Origin of the sequence: Microbacterium sp. BK668, from assembly GCF_004362195.1 — a bacterium.
GTDB lineage: Bacteria > Actinomycetota > Actinomycetes > Actinomycetales > Microbacteriaceae > Microbacterium.
The window spans coordinates 370,196-386,025 of the sequence record NZ_SNWG01000001.1 but is presented as its reverse complement, the minus strand read 5'-3'; the positions used below and the strand labels follow the sequence as shown (position 1 = coordinate 386,025).

Genomic DNA, 15,830 nt, shown 5'->3' with positions numbered 1-15,830 from the left:
TCGGGCAGATCGCCTGTTCTCAGCCGCGTCGATGGGCCGGATGTCAGGTTCGCACAATCGAGCACCGATCGGCGGCGCGGCATCCTTGTGATCTCCAGCCAACCGATTAGGGCCGACGTTGTGGGACTCCTACCGTTGAATCCTGACTTTCCCGTTCCGCGCCGAAAGGTGAAACATGGCTGACGCCGCCGTCCGTCCCAAGAAGCCCGCCACGAGCAAGCGCACGCCGGCAGGGGGTGCGCCCACCGCGCCGCACACCGCCGCCGAGGCATCCGAGCCCCGCATCGACATCGCTCGCGTGACCGATCTGATCCTGGGCACGTGGGCCGCCACGCGCCGGGAAGCGCGCGAGGTGATCAAGGACCCGGCCTTCTGGCGCGTCGAGGGCCAGCCGATGCCCGAGCACCGGGAGCGAGTTCTCGCGCAGCTGCACGCCCTCGTCGACGCGGGAGGCTCCCGCCGGGCGTACCCCGAAGAGTACGGCGGGCACAACGACAACGGCGCCAACATCGCCGGATTCCAGGAGCTCGTGCTGGCCGACCCCAGCCTTCAGATCAAGTCGGGCGTGCAGTGGGGCCTCTTCGGCTCGGCGATCCACCAGCTCGGCACCAAGGAGCACCACGACAGGTGGCTTCCCGCCGTCATGAGCCTCGATCTCCCCGGCGCCTTCGCCATGACCGAGACCGGCCACGGCTCCGACGTCGCCGCGATCGGCACGACGGCGACGTACGACCCCGACACCGAGGAGTTCGTCATCCACACGCCGTTCCGCGCGGCGTGGAAGGACTACCTCGGCAACGCGGCGCTGCACGGCAAGGCCGCGACGGTCTTCGCGCAGCTGATCACCGGCGGCGTCAACTACGGCGTGCATTGCTTCTTCGTGCCGCTGCGCGACGATGCGGGCGAGTTCCTCCCCGGCATCGGCGGCGAGGACGACGGCGTCAAGGGCGGCCTCAACGGCATCGACAACGGGCGCCTGCACTTCGACCACGTCCGCATCCCCCGGACGAACCTGCTCAACCGCTACGGCGACGTCGCCGCCGACGGCACCTATTCCAGCGACATCCCGACCCCGGGCCGGCGCTTCTTCACGATGCTCGGAGCCCTCGTGCAGGGACGCGTGTCGCTCGACGGCGCCGCCACGACCGCTGCCGCTCTCGCCGAGTACATCGCCGTCACCTACGCCAACCAGCGGCGTCAGTTCGACTCCGGTGCCGGCACGCCCGAGGTCGTGCTGCTGGACTACGGCAAGCACCAGCGGCGCCTGCTCCCGCGTCTGGCCCAGACGTACGCGCAGTTCTTCTCGCACGATGAGCTGCTGAGGAAGTTCGACGGCGTCTTCAGCGGCCGCACCGACACATCCGCGGAGCGCGAAGACCTCGAGACCCTCGCGGCGGCGCTCAAGCCGCTCTCGACGTGGAACGCCCTCGACACGATCCAGGAGTGCCGCGAGGCGTGCGGGGGCGCGGGCTTCCTCGCCGAGAACCGGCTCGTAGGGCTGCACCAGGACCTGGACGTATACGTCACGTTCGAGGGGGACAACAACGTCCTCCTGCAGCTCGTGGGCAAGCGGCTCCTGTCGGACTACGCCAAGCAGTTCAAGGGGAAGGATGCCGCGGCCCTCGCCCGCATCGCGGTCGGCCAGACCGCGGGCAAGGTCTTCCACGGCGCGGGCCTGCGCCAGCTCGGCCAGTCCGTCGCCGACTTCGGCTCGACGGCGCGCTCGGTCGAGCTGGGCCTGCGCGCCGACCAGCAGCACGAGCTGCTGTCGGGTCGTGTGCAGCAGATGATCGCCGACATCGCGGGACGTCTGCGCCCGGCGTCCAAGCTCTCGCGAGAAGAGGCGGCTGCGCTCTTCAACGCCAATCAGGCCGAGCTCATCGAGGCGGCACGGGCGCACGGCGAGCTGCTGCAGTGGGAGGCGTTCACCGACGCGGTCAACGCCGTCACCGACGAGGGCACCAGGCGCGTCCTCGTCTGGCTGCGCGACCTCTTCGGCCTCAGCCTGATCGAGAAGCACCTCGCGTGGTACCTCATCCACGGCCGCCTCTCGGCACAGCGCGCCGGCGCCGTCTCCGCGTACATCGACCGGCTGTGCGCGCGGCTGCGTCCGCACGCTCAGGACCTCGTCGACGCCTTCGGGTTCGCGCCCGAGCACGTGCGCGCCCCCATCGCCTCCGGAGCCGAGGCCGATCGCCAGACCGAGGCGGCCGCGTACTATGCGGCGCTCGCGGCGTCGGGCAGCGCTCCCATCTCGGAGAAGTCCCTCAAGAAGTAGTCCGGCCGTCGGCCACCGGCCCCGTCCGCGCGCGCGGGCGGGGCCGCGTCGTTCCGCCCCGCGTCGACGCCGACCCGCCGGTCGCATGTCGGCGGGCGGTCCTAGGCTGTCGGGATGAACGCCGCCCTCCGCACGGATCCCGACGGGGTCGCCCGCTGCGCCTGGGTCGGCGACGACGCCGAATACCGCCGCTACCACGACGAGGAGTGGGGCACCCCCCTCCACGGCGACCGGGCGCTGTTCGAGAAGATGAGCCTCGAGGGCTTCCAGGCCGGGCTGTCGTGGATCACCATCCTGCGCAAGCGCCCGCGGTTCCGTGAGGTCTTCGCGGGCTTCGAGCCCGGGGCCGTCGCGCGCTTCGACGACGACGATGTCGAGCGGCTCATGGGCGACGCGGGGATCGTGCGCAATCGCGCCAAGATCCTCGCCACGATCGCCAACGCCCGGATCGTCACGGCGATGTGCGAGGGAGAGCTCGACGAGCTGCTGTGGTCGTTCGCCCCCTCCACCGAGCGACCGCGCCCGCAGAGCTTGGCCGACGTGCCCGCCACGACATCGGAGTCGGATGCCGCGTCCCGCGCCCTGCGCACGCGAGGCTTCCGATTCGTCGGGCCGACGACGATCTACGCGCTCATGCAGTCGACCGGGATGGTCGACGACCACATCGAGGGGTGCTGGCGCGCCGGGTGAACCCGCGGCCGGGCCGCCCGCCGTCCCGTCGTCGGATCACGCTCCCTTCCGCGCACCGAATCCGAACGGTCACCCGTTCGTAACAAAGCGGTGCAGTTTCCGCTGATAGCTTCGGCGCAGCGAGCAACACAGCTGACTCGGCGGGGCTGCCATTCGGACCGCCGGGGTCGTTCCGAATCGCCCCTCGCCGCATCCCGAATCACCCGAGTTCACTGAGGGGGCAACTCGTGAAGTACAAGCATGTTCGTGCATCGAGTCTGGCGGCGGTAGCCGTCGTCGTCGGACTTCTCAGCGCAGTAGGAGCCACTGGGGCGGCTTCCGCGGCGGACGAGACCATCAGCGGCGAGGGCCGCGTGACACTGGACTTCAGCGTCACCCCCGGCTCGGTGTCGGTAGAGGTCTGGACGCACAGTCTGTCCACGGTCCCGGCCTACGGCGCTGCCATCGTCCAGGATGTCGACGGCCAGCGCTACAGCTACGGGCCGGAGCTCTACCAACCCGATGAGGAGAAGACCTACTACCGGGTGCTCGCCGGTCGCACGTGCGCCGACCTCGGAGGCGGCGCGATCGCCTTCGCGTTCGGCTTCGGCAGTCTCGAGGCGACCGCGCCCGACTGGATCGGCGAGCCTCTCTCGTACCCCGACCCGCGCATCACGGTCGTCGGCTGCGACGCCCCGCCGCCGCCTCCGCCGGTCGACCCCGTCACACCGCCCGTCGTGGTCACGCCGACCGACGGCGGCACCACGGCGCCGGTCCCCGGCACCACGCAGCCCGTCGCCACCAACAAGCTCCCCGCGGCCAAGACCGACGGCGCGGAGCTCGCGGGTTCGTCCCCGTCGCCGCTCCTCGGCTTCGCCGTGACGATCGGAGCGATCCTCGCCGCCGCCATCGGCGGCCGAGTGACGGGATCGCTCACGCGCCGATGATCCACGGAGCGACCCGCGCCCGCGGGGCGCTCGTCGCCGCGGCCCTCGCCGTCTGCGTCGTCCTGCCGGGGTGTGCGACACCCCGGCAGGACGACGCGGGCCTCGCCGGATCGGCGCCGACGACCACGCAGGCGCCCCCACCGTCCGCCACGCCGTCCCCGGCGGCCCCTTCGCCGTCGGCCGCCCTCGGGCTGGTGCCTGTCGCCGTGCCCACCCGGCTCGTCTTCCCGGCGGCCCGGATCGACGGACCCGTCGAGGAGTACACGGCGGACGACGCCGCGGCCGAGGGCGGGATCAACCCCGCCGGACTGGACACGATCTCGTGGTACTCCGGCGTCGCCGATCCCATGCCCGGCACCGACGCCCGCAACACGGTCTACATCTTCGGCCACTCCTGGATCGAGCCGGCGGTGTTCAACGACCTGAAGAGCGTGCGACCGGGCGACGAGGCCACCCTCACGACGTCGAACGGCGAGCTGGTCTACCGCGTCGACGAGATCCTCACGATGTCGAAGCCCGACTTCACGCAGGATCCCCGCGTCGCCGCGATCGTCCCGGGCCGCCTCGCGCTGGTGACCTGCTTCCGCCCGGAGGGGTGGGATCCGAACGCCCGCGCTCCCGACAACACCGTGGTGCTGCTTCAGCTCGTGGGAGCGCGGCCCGCCGACTGAGGACGCGAGGTGTCCTCGGTGTGCGGCAGACTGGCGGGGGTTTCAGCCGGCCGAGGAGGGCACATGGCACAGGGGCAGCAGTCGGAGACCGTCCACGTCGCCGATTCGCACGAGGTGATCCGGGTCGTGGGGGCCCGCGAGAACAACCTCAAGAACGTGAGCGTCGACATCCCGAAGCGGCGCCTGACGGTCTTCACCGGCGTGAGCGGCTCGGGCAAGTCCTCGCTCGTCTTCGCGACGATCGCGAACGAGTCTCAGCGGCTCATCAACGAGACCTACCCCACCTTCGTGCAGCAGTTCATGGGTCAGCTCAACCGGCCCGAGGTGGACGCGCTCGAGAACGTCAGCCCGGCGATCATCGTGGATCAGGAGCGGATGGGGTCCAACGCGCGGTCGACCGTCGGCACCGCCACCGACGCGCACGCGATGTTGAGGCTGCTCTTCAGCCGGCTCGGCCGGCCGCACGTGGGATCGCCCCAGGCGTTCTCGTTCAACATCCCGTCCGTCTCCGGCGCCGGTGCCGTCACCTTCGAGAAGGGCGGCAAGAAGGTCAAGGAGCGGCGCTCCTTCGAGATCACGGGCGGCATGTGCCCGCGGTGCGAGGGGCTGGGCGAGGTGAGCGAGGTCGATCTCGATGAGCTGTACGACCGGGAGAAGTCGATCGCCGAGGGCGCGCTCACGATCCCCGGCTACAGCGTCGACGGGTGGATGGTGCGGCAGTTCGCCGAGTCGGGCTTCCTCGATCCCGACAAGAAGATCAAGGACTTCACCGAGCAGGAGCTCGCCGACTTCCTCTACAAGGAGCCGGTCAAGGTCAAGATCCAGGGCATCAACATGACCTACGAGGGTCTCGTCCCCAAGCTGACGAAGTCGATGCTGCAGAAGGACCGCGAGTCGCTGCAGGCGCATGTCCGTGCGTTCGTCGATCGGGCGGTCAAGTTCACGGCCTGTCCCGACTGCGGCGGGACGCGGCTGAACGAGGGGGCACGGTCGTCGAAGATCCGCGGCGTCAGCATCGCGGATGCCGCGGCCATGCAGATCACGGATCTCGCGACGTGGCTCGACACCGTCGACGACCCGGAGGTGGCGCCTCTCCTGAAGACCCTCCGCGAGACCATCGCCTCGTTCATCGAGATCGGGCTCGGCTACCTCTCCCTGGACCGCTCCTCGGGCACCCTCTCCGGAGGCGAGGCGCAGAGGACGAAGATGATCCGGCACCTCGGCTCACCCCTCACCGACATCAGCTACGTCTTCGACGAGCCGACGGCGGGCCTTCATCCTCACGACATCCAGCGCATGAACCGCCTGCTGCAGCAGCTGCGCGACAAGGGCAACACCGTGCTCGTCGTCGAGCACAAGCCCGAGGTCATCGAGATCGCCGACCACATCGTCGACCTGGGGCCGGGTGCGGGGCGCGCGGGCGGCGAGATCCAGTACGAGGGGGATGTCGCGGGGCTGCGCACCTCGGGAACGATCACGGGCCGCCACCTCGACGATCGTGCCCGCCTGAAGGAGTCGACCCGGGCTGCCAAGGGCGCCCTGCCGATCCGCGGGGCGGCGCAGCACAACCTGCGCGACGTCGACGTCGACATCCCGCTCGGCATCCTCACGGTCGTCACGGGTGTCGCCGGTTCGGGCAAGTCGTCGCTGATCCACGGCAATGTGCCGGCCTTCGACGATGTGATCGTCGTGGACCAATCGCCCATCAAGGGCAATCGGCGTTCGAGCCCGGCCACGTACACGGGCATCCTCGACACCGTGCGCTCGGCGTTCGCCAAGGCGAACGGAGTCAAGCCGGCGCTGTTCAGCGCGAACTCGGAGGGCGCCTGCCCCGCGTGCCGCGGTCTCGGCGTCATCATCACCAACCTCGGCTTCACGCAGACGGTCGAGACGCTGTGCGAGCTCTGCGGGGGCTCGGGCTTCAGCGACGAGGTGCTCGAGTACCGGCTCGATGGCAGGAACATCGCCGAGGTGCTCGCGATGTCCGCGTCCGAGGCCGCGGAGTTCCTCGGCAAGGGCCCGGCCCACTCGATCCTCGTGCGGATGATCGACGTGGGGCTCGGGTACATCACGCTCGGCCAGGCTCTCAACACCCTCTCCGGCGGAGAGCGGCAGCGGCTCAAGCTCGCGATCTCGATGGCGAAGAAGGGGGCGGTCTACGTCCTCGACGAGCCGACCACGGGGCTGCACCTCGCCGACGTCGACAACATGCTGGCGATGCTCGACCGGCTGGTCGACGCCGGCAACAGCGTCATCGTCATCGAACATCATCAGGCGGTGATGGCGCATGCCGACTGGATCATCGACCTCGGGCCCGGCGCCGGCCACGACGGAGGCCGGGTCGTCTTCGAGGGGACACCGGCCGACCTCGTCGCCCGGGGCGAGACGCTGACCGCGACGCACCTGAAGGCGTACGTCGGGGGCTGAGGCTTCTCGGGGTGCGGCGCGTTCCGTATGCGGCGCTTCGCGCCCCTCGCTCGACGGCCGGAACCGCCCGGGCGCTGAGCGTCAGCCGAGGGCGTCGTGGAGGTGGCGGGCGCCGTGGCGCAGCACTTTGACGACGACCCCCCGTCGGGCGAGCTCCGCGATCGTGCGCGTCTCCTCGTCGGTGTCGCGGCCGAGAGCGTGGACGTTCGTCACCACCAGCACATCGCCGCGCGTGAGCCGGCCGAAGAGCCGGAAGAGGCGCTCCTCCCACGACTCGAGCGTCTCGGGCGCGGGGTGGCGGAATCCTTCGATCGGCACGCCGAAGCGGGTCAGCTCGTCGCGCTGCTCGACGATCGAGGGCATGTCGTCGCGTGCGACGACCAGTCCGACGAGGCGGGATCCCGCCGGCCGCGCGAGCCACCAGTCCCGGTCGCGCTGCAGCTCCGTGAAGCACTTCGGGCACTCCGTGGCCGCGTGCGGCAGGTGGAGCGGAGCCGTCTCGGCGCGCACGGCCGCAGGCTCCGTCGTCTCGAACAGCTCCGCCATGGCGCACCTCCGCTCCCATTGTGCCTCGCGAAGCGCGCCTTCAGTGACGCAGAAGCCGATCAGTCACCGTCCTCGAGGCGCAGCTCGAGGCTCAGCTGATCCGCGTCGAGCTCTGCGAGGGCGTGCCGCAGAACGGCGGTGCTGTAGATGCCGCCCGACGACAGCTCGGTGAGCCGGCGCCGCATCACCTCGATCATCGCCAGCCGAAGCTCGAGCACCTCGCGGACGGCGGCGGTCTCGGCGTCGTCGGGAGGCTCGACGAGCCGAGATCCGACGCGCTCGACGAGATCCGCCGGGAAGGCCGAGCCGTCGCGCTTGGCGAGGGCCGGGCCGGAGAGCGCGGATGCCGCGGCCCGGCGGAGCTCGTCGTCGAGACGCACCTGCTCTGCCCGGCTGACGGTGTCGGCCGCGGAGTCGTCGATGCGCAGCATCCTGACCAGCCACGGAAGCGTGAGTCCCTGGAGCATGAGGCTCCCCACCGCGACGAGGAAGGCGACGAAGACGAGCAGCGGCCGGTCCGATGTCTCGACCGGAAGCGTCTGCGCGGCCGCGAGGGTGACGACGCCGCGCATCCCGGCCCAGACGATGACCGTCCCGTGCTTCCAGCCGAGCGGCGACGCCTGGTAGTAGTCCAGGTCGGCGAGCGCGCGGGAGACGCGCGTGCGCATCATGCCGATGCGGCGCTGCCGGCGCTCGGGATCCGTCCGGCGCGGCTCCGGCCGCGCCGTCCGCCCCGGAGGCGCCCCACGGCCCGGCGGTGGCAGTGCGCCGCTCTCGATGGCGTCGATGCGCTCATGGAACGACTGGAGTCTGTCTCGCGACGCCAGCTTCCGCCGGGCGCGCCGGCTCTGCAGCCACACGAGGAGCGAGACGTAGGCGGCCCGCACCGCCAGGATGATCCCGAACGCCGTCACCGCGAGCCACGCCGCGTGTCCGATGCCCTGCTCGTCCTCGAAGTTGGCCAGGAGCAGATCTTTGAGCTCCAGGCCCATGAGCAGGAAGACCCCGCCTTCGAGCACGAGTTCGATCGTCCGCCAGTTGAGCTCGTCCGACAGTCGCTGCTCGGGCGTGAACCAGCGCGCGGCGCCCTGACCCGTGACGATGCCGGCGACCACGGCGGCGACGAGCCCCGACCCCTCCAGCTGCTCGGTGGGGATGTATGCGATGAAGGGGACGACGATGCCGATCGCCGTGTTCGCCGCGGAGTTGTGCACGAGGTGGCGGATGCGGAGGTTGATCCAGCCCACCACGGCGCCGATCACGACGGCGATGAAGACGCCCCAGAGGAACGACCCGAGCACGCCCCCCTCGGGAACGCTCCCGGTCACGGCGATCGCGACGGCGACGCGGAGGATCACGAGGGAGGTCGCGTCGTTCAGCAGGCTCTCACCCTCGAGGAGCGTCACGACGCGCCGGGAGATGCCGAGCCGCCGCACGATGGCGGTCGCGACGGCATCCGTCGGGCTCAGGATCGCCCCGAGTGCCAGCGCGAGGTAGAAGCCCAGTCCCGGCACGACGGCCGAGAAGAAGAAAGCGAGCGCGACCGAGCTCAGCAGAACGAGGAGCACCGAGAGTCCGGCCACGGCGCCGAAGTCCCGGCGGAACTCGATCGCGGGCAGCTGGACCGCCGCCGAGTACAGCAGCGGCGGGAGGATGCCGACGAGGATGATCTCGGGGTCCACCGTGAACGCCGGGACGAACGGCAGAAGGCTCACGCCGAGGCCGAGGCCCACGAGCAGCAGCGGCCCCGCGATCCGGACCTTCGGGGCGATGGCCGTCGTCACCGCGATCGCGAGGATCGCGACGACGGCTAGGACGAGGGCCTCCATCGATCAGAGGACGCCGAGCGCGCGTACGGCGTCGCGCTCCGCCACCAGTTCGGCGACGGATGCCTCGAACCGCGCGCGCGATCGATCGTCGAGGTCGAGGCCCTCCACCACGCGATAGCCCGAGCCGCCGGAGGTCACGGGGAACGAGCAGACGAGTCCCTCCGGGACGCCGTACTCCCCCCGGGAGACGACGGCGGCGGAGGTCCACCGGGGGCCGGTGCCGGCCTGCTCGTCACGCACGTGCTCGATCGCCGCGTTCGCGGCCGAGGCGACCGACGACGAGCCCCGGACCTCGATGATCTCGGCGCCGCGCTTGGCGACGCGCGGGACGAAGCTCTCGTCGAGCCAGTCGATCGCAGCGTCTCGGCCGCCGAGCCGCTCGGCCAGAGCGTCGACGACGGGCACTCCTCGCGCCGTCGCATGCGAGACGTCGGGGAACTGCGTGGCCGAGTGATTCCCCCAGATCGCGACGCCCTCGATCTCGTCGGCGCGGACGTCGAGCGCCTCGATGAGCTGCGCGACCGCGCGGTTGTGATCGAGACGCGTGAGCGCCGTGAAGCGATCCGCGGGCACGGCGCCGGCGCGCGCCGAGGCGAGAAGCGCGTTCGTGTTGGCCGGGTTGCCCACGACGACGACCCGGACGTCGGATGCCGCGGCCTCGCCGATCGCCTCGCCCTGAGGTCCGAAGATGCCGGCGTTGGCGGCCAGCAGATCGGCGCGCTCCATGCCCGGTCCCCGCGGCCGAGCGCCGACGAGAAGACCGACGCTGCACCCCTCGAACGCCGTGCGCGGATCGTCGGTGACCTCGACGTCCTCGAGAAGCGGGAAGGCGCAGTCCTGGAGCTCGAGGGCCGCACCCTCCGCCGAGCGCAGGCCCTGGGGGATCTCGAGGAGCCGCAGACGCACGGGGCGATCGGGCCCCAGCATGTCGCCGGCGGCGATCCGGAACAGCAGGGCGTAGCCGATCTGGCCGCCGGCGCCCGTGATCGTCACGGTCGTGGGTGAGGTCGCCATGGCACCGAGCCTATTCCCGGGCCTGTGCGCAAGGGGGGCGCCGTTTCGAGTGCGGGCGGGCCGCTCGGGGTACCGTGACCCCATGACGTTCAACGACAACGCCCGGGTCGGGGGCAACACGGCGAAGCGCCGCGGTGCCGGGGTCGCAGTCGCCGGCGGCGGCGTCGCGGGTCTCGGTGCGCTCGCGGTGCTGCTGTTCAGCCTCTTCACCGGTACGGACATCTCGGGGGTCGTCGGCCCGCTCACCGGTGGCGGGGGCAGCGGCCAGGAGAGCGAGGTCGCGAACTGCGAGACCGGCTCGGATGCGAACGCGCGCGACGACTGCAGGCTCGCCGCGGCATCCCTCAATCTCGACCAGTACTGGTCGGAGAACATCGAGGGCTATCGGCAGCCGCAGCTCATCATCGTCGATGGACAGACCTCGACCGCATGCGGGACCGCCTCCAACGCCACGGGGCCCTTCTACTGCCCGCCCGAGGAGACGGTGTACGTCGATCCGACGTTCTTCGCGCTTCTGCGCGAGCGGTTCGACGCGACCGCGGGCCCGCTCGCCCAGCTCTACGTGCTCGCGCACGAGTACGGCCACCACATCCAGCACCTGAGCGGCGTCATGGACCGCTACCCCGACAACGGATCGGGGCCCGACAGCAACGGCGTGCGCACCGAGCTGCAGGCGGACTGCCTCGCGGGGGCGTGGGTCGCGCACGCGGGCGAGCAGACGGACGAGAACGGCGTCGCATTCCTCCAGCGGCCGACGCCCGAGCAGGTGCGCGACGCGATCAACGCCGCGCAGTCGGTGGGCGACGACCACATCCAGCGCGAGTCGGGAGCGCCCGTGAACCCGGAGTCCTGGACCCACGGCTCGAGCGAGCAGCGGGAGCGCTGGTTCGAGACCGGGTATCAGGGCGGCTACCAGGCCTGCGACACCTTCTCGGTCTCCGGAAGCCGGCTATGAGCCCTCCCGCGCACCTCGACGACATCCTCTACCCCCGGATCAAGCCGTACGAGCGCGGTCAGCTGATCGTGGGGGACGGTCAGCGGGTGTACTGGGAGCAGAGCGGCAATCCGGAGGGCAAGCCGGTCGTCTTCCTGCACGGCGGTCCCGGCGGGGGGACATCGCCGTGGCATCGCCGGTTCTTCGATCCCGAGAGGTACCGCATCGTGCTGCTCGACCAGCGCGGCTGCGGACGCAGCACCCCGCACGCGAGCGAACCGGACGCCGACCTGCGCTTCAACACGACGTGGCACCTCGTCGCCGACATCGAGCTGCTGCGGCGCAACCTGGGCATCGAGCGGTGGCAGGTGTTCGGCGGGTCGTGGGGGAGCGCCCTGGCCCTCGCGTACGCGCAGGCGCACCCGACGTCGGTGAGTGAGCTCGTGCTGCGCGGGGTCTTCACGCTCCGTCGCATGGAGCTGGAGTGGTTCTACGAGGGCGGGGCGTCGGCGGTCTTCCCCGACCTGTGGGAGGAGTTCCTCGCGCCCATCCCCGTGCTGGAGCGCTCGCGCATGATCGAGGCCTACGCGCGTCGGCTGGCCGACCCCGATCCGGCCGTCCACGAGCCGGCGGGCCTGGCGTGGACCCGCTGGGAGGCCTCGACCCTCACGCTCCTGCCCAATCCCGACCTCGTCGCGACGATGACCGATCCGAAGAAGGCCGTCGCCTTCGCGCGGATCGAGAACCACTTCTTCATGCACGGCGGCTGGTTCGAGGAGGGGCAGCTCATCGCGGGCGTGGACGCGATCCGCGACGTCCCCGCCGTCATCGTGCAGGGTCGCTACGACGTGTGCACGCCGCCCATGACGGCGTGGGACCTCCACCGCGCGTGGCCGGAGGCCGAGCTCGTGATCATCCCGGATGCCGGGCATGCGGCGTCGGAGCCCGGCATCGCCCGGGCGCTGCGCGAGGCCACCGACCGCTTCGCAGCCTGATCGAGCCCCTGATCAGGGGTCCTGGTCAGGAGCCCTTCGATCACCGACCCCGGATGAGGTCGGCCGCCCGCTCGCCGATGACGATCGCAGGAGCGTTGGTGTGACCGCGGATGATCGTGGGGATGACGGATGCGTCGGCGACGCGGAGCCCGTCCACTCCGCGGACGCGCAGCTCGGGGTCGACGACGGACGCGGCGTCCGTCCCCATCCGCGCAGTCCCGACCGGGTGATAGAGGGTGTGCGAATAGCGGCGCAGGGACAGCTCGGCCCGCTCCTGGGCGCTCATGCGCTCGCCGCCCTCGGGCTGCACCCACTCGCCCGTCGTGACGGCACGAAGGGCATCGGTCGCGATGAGCCGTTCGCACTCGGCGAGTCCGGCGAGCATCGTGGCGCGGTCGATGCCGTCCGGGTCGGTCAGGTAGCCGGGGTCGATGAGGGGCTTCACCGTCGGGTCGGCGGAGGCGAGCCGGATCGTGCCCCGGCTGCGCGGCCGGAGGAGGATCGCTCCGACCGTGAGCCCCTCGGCCGGCAGCGGGACGAGCCCCTCCCCCACGTACGGCGCCGGGGCGAAGATGATCTCGATGTCCGGCAGGTTCGCGGCCATGCCGGCGCGGTCGGCCACCTCGGTCCGGATGAAGCCGTAGGCCTCCCCGACGTTGGACGTCAGCATCCCCCGCCTCGCCGCGAGATAGCGGGCGAGCTCGGTCAGCCTCTCCGCGGTGTAGAGCGTGCCGCCCTTCGCGGCCGGCGCGAGCCCCGCGACCAGGTGGTCCTGGAGATTCGCGCCGACCTCCGGACTGTGCACGAGGACCGGGATGCCGTGCCCGGCGAGGTGATCGGAGGGTCCGATCCCGCTCAGCAGCAGGAGCTGGGGGGTGTTGACGGCGCCGCCGGCGAGTACGACCTCGCGGGTCGCGAGGGCATGCCGGGGGATGCCGTCGATCTCGACGTAGACCCCCGTCGCACGCGGCTTCTCGGCGGTGGCTCGATCGAAGGTGACCGACCGGACGTGGGCGCGCGTCACCACCCGGAGGCTGCGTCGTCCAGCGGCCGGACGGAGGTACGCATCGGCTGTCGACGCCCGCGCGCCGCGGCGCTGCGAGACCATCGTCTGGGCGAACCCCTGACCGCTCGCGAGGTTCGGCGGGGTGACGGGATGCCCCCGCTCGGCCGCCGCCCTGAGGAAGGACGCCGTGTGCGGGCGGGGATCGCGCTGGTGCTCGACGTGCTGCGCTCCGTCACTGCCCTGCGTCTCGTCGACCGGGTCCTCCGTCCGCTCCACCCGCCGGAAGTACGGGACGAGGGCGTTCCACGACCAGGCGGGGCCGGCGACGTCCGCCCACTCGTCGTAGTCCGCCGCGAACCCGCGGATCCACATCATCGCGTTGAGCGACGATGAGCCGCCGAGCGTCTTGCCACGCGGCCAGTAGATCGCGCGGTCCTCGAGCTCGCGCTGGGGGACGGTGTCGTACGACCAGTCGTACTCGCCGCGGAAGAGCGCCTTGAAGGCGGCCGGAACGTGCAGCGGCAGGGCCGTGTCGGGCCCGCCGGCCTCCAGCAGGAGCACCGAGACGCCCGGGTCCTCGCTCAGCCGCGCGGCCAGGGCGGCCCCGGCGGAGCCCGCGCCGACGACGATGTAGTCGGCGGCGAGGTCGCCGCCGCGCCGCGAAGGTGTCATCCGCGGAACGCCTGGAGCATGGTCCCCACGAGGCCGGCCCAGTCGCGCGTCATCTGGAACCGGCTGAAGCCCTCGCTGACGGCGGCTCCCGTGCGGGAGGTGACGAACCAGGGGGGCTTGGGCAGCGCCGAGAACGTCCCGGGCCGGCCGATCGCGCTGAGCGAGCGGGGGAAGGGGCGGAAGGGCCCGCGCACGACGGTGCGCTCGACGTGGTCGAGAAGGAGGGAGTTGTGGACGATCCCGATACCGCTGCCGACGTCGTCGATGGTGGAACCGGGGAATCCGCCCCACGTGAGCGTCGGCTGCAGGAATGCGAATGCCGTCCACGTGTTGATCGCGATCGCGCCATAGCGGAGGTCGGCGATCGCTCGCTCGAAGCCCGCGCCGAGCGCGTCCTGCGTCACGGGATCGATGAGCACGTTGGCCCCGAGCGTGCCCGCGAGCCGGTCGTCGGCGTGGGCCACGGCGCGGTCGAGGAACTCCTGCCCGAGACCGGGGAGCTCCACGACGCCCAGGACGGGCGCGAAGTACTCCGTACGCTCGAGGGCCGCGGCATCCTGGTCCCCATCGATCTCGACGAGGGCGCGCGTGCCGCCCGCGAACCACTGCCCGGACGGATAGTCCGCGGCCGCGGCTCGCAGCTTCTCGGCGCTCCGCGGGTACCAGACCGGGCGCGTCGGCGCGGCCGCGTACGCCTTCTCGAGCGCCGCGAGGAACGCGTCGCGCTGGGGCCAGTCGGAGCTCACGACGACGACCTGACCGGCGATGCAGTTGTGCCCCGCGTTCTGCAGGCGCATCGTCGCGACGTGCTCCGCCTGGAACTGCAGATCCGCCTCGGTCCACGTGCCCGGCACGACGAGGATCGGCGAGACGCCTCCGAGCTCGGCCGTGATCGGCTTCTGCAGGAGGGGGCGGTTCTCGGCGCGGCGCCGCTTCGTCTCGGCCGCCCCGGCACCGGAGGAGGGTCCCCACACGATGGTGTCGAAGGTCGGTGCGGCGCCGGTGATGTGCACGTGGGCGACGTCGGGATGCTGCGTGAGGTAGGCCCCGACATCGCCCCCTCCGGTCACGATGCGCAGCAGCGCGAGCTCGATGAGAGGCGCGAGTGCGCGCTCGAAGACGGGGACGAGCGCGTCCTGGGTCGGGTTGACCTTGAGGATCACGACGCGATTGTGCGCGAGGAGTTCGTAGAAGACGTCGAGGATGGGGATCGACGACTGGTTCCCGGCTCCGAGCACGAGGCCGATGCCGCCGGGCGTCGTGGGATGGAGCTGAGCGAGTCCGGCGCTGCGCGCCGCCTCGGCTTCGGTGATCCCCGGCTGGAGCCAGATCTCGCCCGAGTGTCCCGAGAGGAGGAGGGCGTCGACCGGGTCGAGCGGAAAGGCGTGCACGCGCACGCGGCCGCCGGGCGCGGCATCCGTCTTGACGCCGTCGAGCGGTCCGGCGCCCTTCGCGAGCTTCGCGAGGGTGCGACGGTAGGCGTCCAGCGCGAGGATCACGGCGTGCGGCCCGCCGAGCCACTCCTCGCCGCGCAGCGGATGGCCGGGTCCCAGACCCTTCGACGTCGCGGCGACGTCGGCCCACGTCGCCGCGTCGGCCACGACGGTCGCGCGGACGCGATCGAGCAGCCGCGCCCGCTGACCGAGCGTGAGGTGCGACCAGGCCGCCGATCCGATCGCCAGATCGGTCAGAGCGGCGTCGAGCGCTGAAGCGACCGCGGGGGCCGCGGGCGCGGTCGCGCTCTTCGAGGGGCTCTTCGCGGCGGTGTTCGCGGTGGACGGCACGGCGCTCTCCTTCGGGCGGGGTGGGATCAGCTTACGGCTGCCGTCCGGGCGGCGGCTG

General features: G+C 71.3%; 12 protein-coding genes. 7 read left to right on the top strand and 5 right to left on the bottom strand.

Annotated elements, in window-relative coordinates; all coding sequences use genetic code 11:
• Positions 1-175: 175 nt before the first annotated feature.
• The 5 genes from EV279_RS01710 (at position 176) to EV279_RS01690 (ending at position 6,992) form a co-directional block, all read left to right on the top strand.
• Positions 176-2,278 carry an acyl-CoA dehydrogenase gene (locus EV279_RS01710; protein ID WP_133541215.1) on the top strand — a complete coding sequence of 701 codons (2,103 nt, stop codon included), beginning with the start codon at positions 176-178 and terminating at the stop codon, positions 2,276-2,278.
• Positions 2,279-2,392: 114 nt separating this feature from the next.
• Positions 2,393-2,968, top strand: a complete 576-nt coding sequence (locus tag EV279_RS01705) for a DNA-3-methyladenine glycosylase I (protein WP_133541214.1) — start codon at positions 2,393-2,395, stop codon at positions 2,966-2,968.
• Between the two features lie 227 nt (positions 2,969-3,195).
• Positions 3,196-3,894, top strand: coding sequence for a hypothetical protein (locus EV279_RS01700; protein WP_133541213.1), 699 nt, complete (start codon positions 3,196-3,198; stop codon positions 3,892-3,894).
• Positions 3,891-4,565, top strand: a complete 675-nt coding sequence (locus tag EV279_RS01695; RefSeq protein ID WP_133541212.1) for a class F sortase — start codon at positions 3,891-3,893, stop codon at positions 4,563-4,565. Before EV279_RS01700 ends, EV279_RS01695 begins: the two co-directional genes overlap by 4 nt.
• A 63-nt stretch (positions 4,566-4,628) precedes the next feature.
• Entirely contained in the window at positions 4,629-6,992 is a 2,364-nt protein-coding gene (locus EV279_RS01690) for an excinuclease ABC subunit UvrA (protein ID WP_133541211.1), read from the top strand.
• Positions 6,993-7,073: 81 nt separating this feature from the next.
• Here the strand turns inward: EV279_RS01690 and EV279_RS01685 are convergent, their stop codons facing one another.
• The 3 genes from EV279_RS01685 to EV279_RS01675 are packed head-to-tail and all read right to left on the bottom strand — an operon-like array spanning position 7,074 to position 10,381.
• A complete protein-coding gene (locus tag EV279_RS01685; RefSeq protein ID WP_133541210.1) occupies positions 7,074-7,538 on the bottom strand; it encodes a recombinase family protein in 465 nt (154 codons plus the stop codon).
• Between the two features lie 59 nt (positions 7,539-7,597).
• Entirely contained in the window at positions 7,598-9,367 is a 1,770-nt protein-coding gene (locus EV279_RS01680; protein ID WP_133541209.1) for a sodium:proton antiporter, read from the bottom strand.
• 3 nt (positions 9,368-9,370) lie between these two features.
• On the bottom strand, positions 9,371-10,381 hold the full coding sequence (locus tag EV279_RS01675; RefSeq protein WP_133541208.1) for a malate dehydrogenase: 1,011 nt from the start codon (positions 10,379-10,381) through the stop codon (positions 9,371-9,373).
• 82 nt (positions 10,382-10,463) lie between these two features.
• Here EV279_RS01675 and EV279_RS01670 point away from each other — a divergent pair, with 82 nt between their 5' ends.
• Positions 10,464-11,336: a neutral zinc metallopeptidase gene (locus EV279_RS01670; RefSeq protein WP_133541207.1), complete on the top strand. Its 873-nt coding sequence runs from the start codon at positions 10,464-10,466 to the stop codon at positions 11,334-11,336.
• Positions 11,333-12,310, top strand: a complete 978-nt coding sequence (pip, locus tag EV279_RS01665; protein ID WP_133541206.1) for a prolyl aminopeptidase — start codon at positions 11,333-11,335, stop codon at positions 12,308-12,310. Before EV279_RS01670 ends, pip begins: the two co-directional genes overlap by 4 nt.
• Positions 12,311-12,350: 40 nt before the next feature.
• Here pip and EV279_RS01660 read toward each other — a convergent pair whose 3' ends face one another.
• Entirely contained in the window at positions 12,351-13,988 is a 1,638-nt protein-coding gene (locus tag EV279_RS01660) for a GMC family oxidoreductase N-terminal domain-containing protein (protein ID WP_133541205.1), read from the bottom strand.
• Positions 13,985-15,772 carry an aldehyde dehydrogenase family protein gene (locus tag EV279_RS01655; protein WP_243728396.1) on the bottom strand — a complete coding sequence of 596 codons (1,788 nt, stop codon included), beginning with the start codon at positions 15,770-15,772 and terminating at the stop codon, positions 13,985-13,987. Before EV279_RS01655 ends, EV279_RS01660 begins: the two co-directional genes overlap by 4 nt.
• Positions 15,773-15,830: the final 58 nt, after the last annotated feature.